The sequence below is a fragment of the Flavobacterium sp. genome, from assembly GCF_029242675.1.
Classification (GTDB): Bacteria; Bacteroidota; Bacteroidia; order Flavobacteriales; family Flavobacteriaceae; genus Flavobacterium.
In genome coordinates this window covers 1-3,690 of record NZ_JAQWTM010000271.1, presented here as the reverse complement: position 1 = coordinate 3,690, position 3,690 = coordinate 1, and the positions used below count along the sequence as shown (strand labels likewise).

At 33.4% G+C, this 3,690-nt stretch carries 2 protein-coding genes; both read right to left on the bottom strand.

Annotation, left to right across the window (positions count from 1 at the left end; all coding sequences use genetic code 11):
• Nucleotides 1–858: 858 nt before the first annotated feature.
• On the bottom strand, nucleotides 859–3,345 hold the full coding sequence (locus tag P8M54_RS09960) for a PAS domain S-box protein (protein WP_300287674.1): 2,487 nt from the start codon (nucleotides 3,343–3,345) through the stop codon (nucleotides 859–861).
• Nucleotides 3,346–3,690: response regulator (locus P8M54_RS09955; RefSeq protein ID WP_300287672.1), on the bottom strand; the 345-nt coding region annotated here is incomplete at its 5' end. It abuts the gene before it with no gap.

Here is a 3,690-nt window from a genome sequence, read left to right as displayed (position 1 = left end):
TCTTTGGGAGGTTTTGATTTTTCTTCAAAATAGAGATGTAGGTTTTCCTCAGAATTGAGAGCAGAAACTATTTCAAAGTTATCTACTAGAAAATCGGGAAGAACAAATTTTAAAAGTTCGACAGAATCCATTTGTTATTGTGTTGCTCTGCAAATATCTATATTTTTATTAAATCTCTCCCCAGGTTTTGTTCCTGATCCGATTCGATGTCTTTCATTATTAAAATCCTGATTCATCTGAACTAGTTTCTTCTGTTTTTAAGCTGATGTTCTTGTGAATACTGATTTTTTGGCTGAGGGATAGTAGTGAAAATCCTTTTTTGAGACTTTTTTTAGCCGCAAAAAAGATTGTAACGAATAGCCCGACGGTGCTGGAACGTAGTGGAAGTAGCGGCAGGCCCAAGAAATTCAGGCAGTGGATTGAATAGGTTTGTATTGAAAACCGTTGTGGATTATTGGGATATGTTAATTTTGTTTTTTGGGGCTATTAAGCAAGGATAGTTGATAGAGGGTAGTTTACTAGGTAGGTGAGTTATAGGTGTTCAATTGAAATGGGTTCTCTGATTGGTTATGGAACGGAAGAGTAGTAGGTTTTGCGTCTACACACTTAAAATTAATTGTTACAATAGTAGTAGCAATATAGGAGTGAATTTGGCCTTTTTACCTATCAAACAGATACTTTTTATCGATTTAATATAAAGTTATGTTCAAGTGTTTTTAAAGTCTTTTATGTAATCGCAAATGACTTTTAAAATATAATCATAACTACTTTGTAACTAGTGCTAATTTGAATAAAGGCTGTTGCTTCGATTCACTTATAATTTTATATGGTTTTATAAGTCTGATTTGGTATGTATGGTTATTCTTTTGTAACAGGTAAATAAATATTAAAGGTGGCTCCTTTTCCTAATTCCCCTTTTGCAGTAATAGTTCCGTTATGGTTTTCGATAATTTTTTTTACAATCGCTAGTCCAATTCCAGTACCCTTGTATTCGCTATTTGGGTGTAATCTTTTAAATAGTTCAAATATTCGTTCGCTATATTGGGGCTCAAATCCGATTCCGTTGTCAGTATACGTAATGTGGCAATATGTAACCGAAGGTACAAGAGTACTTTCGTTTAATTCGCTTCCAATTTTATTTTCTGCGTTTATAGTGATTTTTAACGGTCTTTTGGGGCTTGAAAATTTTAATGAATTACTTATCAAATTATAAAAAAGTTGTTGAAATTGAAAAGGAATAACATTAATCTCACAAATTTTATGATTATCTATGGTGGCATTTTGTTGTTCTATTTCTTCATATAGATCACCACTTACTTGTTCTATTACCTCGTTTAAATTGGTTTTTTGATAATCTTGTTCAGAATTATGAGTTCGTGAGTAGGCAAGCAAATCATCTATAAGGGATTGCATTCGTTCCGCAGCGGCTTGCATTCTTTTAAATAAATAGTTACCGTTTTCGGATAAATTGTCTTTTTCGGTTTCGGTTAATCTCGAAGCAAAAATTTGAATTTTTCGTAGCGGCTCTTGTAAATCATGACTAGAGATGTATGCAAAGGATTGCAGCTCTTTATTCATTTTATTAAGATTCTCATTTGTTAGTTCTAGCGTTTTATTCGCTTTTTCTAATTCTAATGTTTTGTATGCTAATTCTTCGGTACGTTCTCGAACTTTTAATTCTAATTGTGTTGTAAAGTTTTTTTGTTCAGTAATATCAATACTAATTCCATTTAAGGTTAATGCATTTCCGTTATCATCGTACAGGTATTTTCCTTCTGATTTCATCCAACGAATAGCGCCATCATTAAATCTTTTTATACGATATTCTACTTCGTATAAGGAATGATTGATTCGTGCTTGTTCGATCATTTTAAAGGCCTTTTCTAGGTCTTCTGCAATAATTATACTATGCCAGTCACTGTAAACAAGATCTTCTGTGTTTTCATCATAGCCCCACATTTTTTTATGTAGCGCACTCCAATCTAATTTTTCAGTTTTCACATCAAAAGACCACGTTCCCACATTTGCAGAATCAGTTGCTAATTGCAAATGGGTAGCCGTTTTTAAAATTTGCTCTTCAGCCTTTTTTTGTTCGGTAATATCACGAGATACTGCTATAACCTGTTGCTGTCCCTCTTTGTTGGTGTTTGCAGCTGAAATTACTACGTCCCACCATTTTCCTGTGCCTTTTAAGGTAGGGCAATAAGCATTAAAATGTGCTGCGTTGCCATTTAAGGATTCTTTAAATATTTGCTTTATCTTATCTTTATTATCTTCGCCCCACATTTCCCACCAATACTGGTTTTTAATCTGGTTAAAGTCATCAATTTCCATTAACTGGCAGCCATTTTCATTCATGAATTGAACTCTACCTTCACTGTCAATTACTTTTAAACAATCGGGACTACTTTCTAAAACAGTTCGATTAAATTTCTCACTGGTTTCAATACTAGTTTGAGCTATTGCCTGCTGAGTAATATCTTGTACTGTACCAGTTAGTTTATAAGGATTTTTTTTATCATCAAATGATACTAAGCCCTTAGCATGTACTATATGCTCGTTAGACGTTAAGGGATTTAAAATTGTATACTGTATGTCATATTTACCGCCAGAAGCATATTCCATAGATTTTTGGAACGCAGTCATTACGCGGTCTACATCTTTTTCTACAATTACTTGTAAGCCTTGTTTTAAATCTAAATTTTCTTTTTGTGGCAGCCCAAATATCTCTTTTAGTCGGTTATTCGATCTAAATAATCCAGAGACAGGGTTGAAATCAAAAGTCCCTAATTCTGCAGCTTCGATTGCAAACTCTAATTGACTGTTTGAATCTTCTAATTCTCTTAAAGCATTTACTTTATCGGTGGTTTCAAAACAAGTTACTAAAATTCCATTTACTTTACCTTTATCATTTGTAACTGCACTATAACTAAATGTCCAATAAACATCTTCTATTTGGCCGTTTCTAAAAATAGGGATTAATTGATTTTCACTCCAAGTTGAGCCCCCGCCATTTGATACTTGATCTATAAATGGTTTTATTATATCCCAAATTTCTGTCCATGCCTCTTCACCACGCATTCCCAAAATACTAGGGTGTTTACCGTCTTGTCCTAAACTAGGCCTGTAGGCATCATTATAAAAACAAATTAGGTCGTCTCCCCAAAATAAAAACTTAGGAAATTTGGAATTAAGAACAATCCCAACTGTGGTTCGTAAGCTTAATTCCCAATTATCAATGGATCCAACCGCTGTTTTAGTCCAATCATATTCTCGGATTAATTTGGCCATCTCACCTTGAACCATTAGAAATTCATTTGAAGCATTATCTAGATTGGAATTCATTTAATGTAGTAAAGGTTTGATTTCAAATTGATGTAGAGTGGATGCTAATGTTTTTTCTTGTATGACATTTGAAATTGCTTGACTAATGACTGACTTTAAGTTAGAGAAATCAGCAGGTTTACGAATGTAAAACTGAGCGCCAATTTTGTAAAGAGATTCCATTACATCTGGATTAGATGAAGTTGAATACATTACAACGGGTAATTTACTTAGATCTTGGTCTTTTTTAATTTCCGATAAACATTCCATACCAGTTTTCTTGGGCATGTTTAAATCAAGAAATAACAAATGAGGTAAATCTGCAGAATTTTTTTGTAAAAAGTCCATTAAATCGGCTCCGTCGTG

Excerpts from the sequence above, each read along its gene's own strand:
- P8M54_RS09960 (WP_300287674.1), bottom strand. The coding sequence starts at position 3,345 with ATGAATTCCAATCTAGATAATGCTTCAAATGAATTTCTAATGGTTCAA.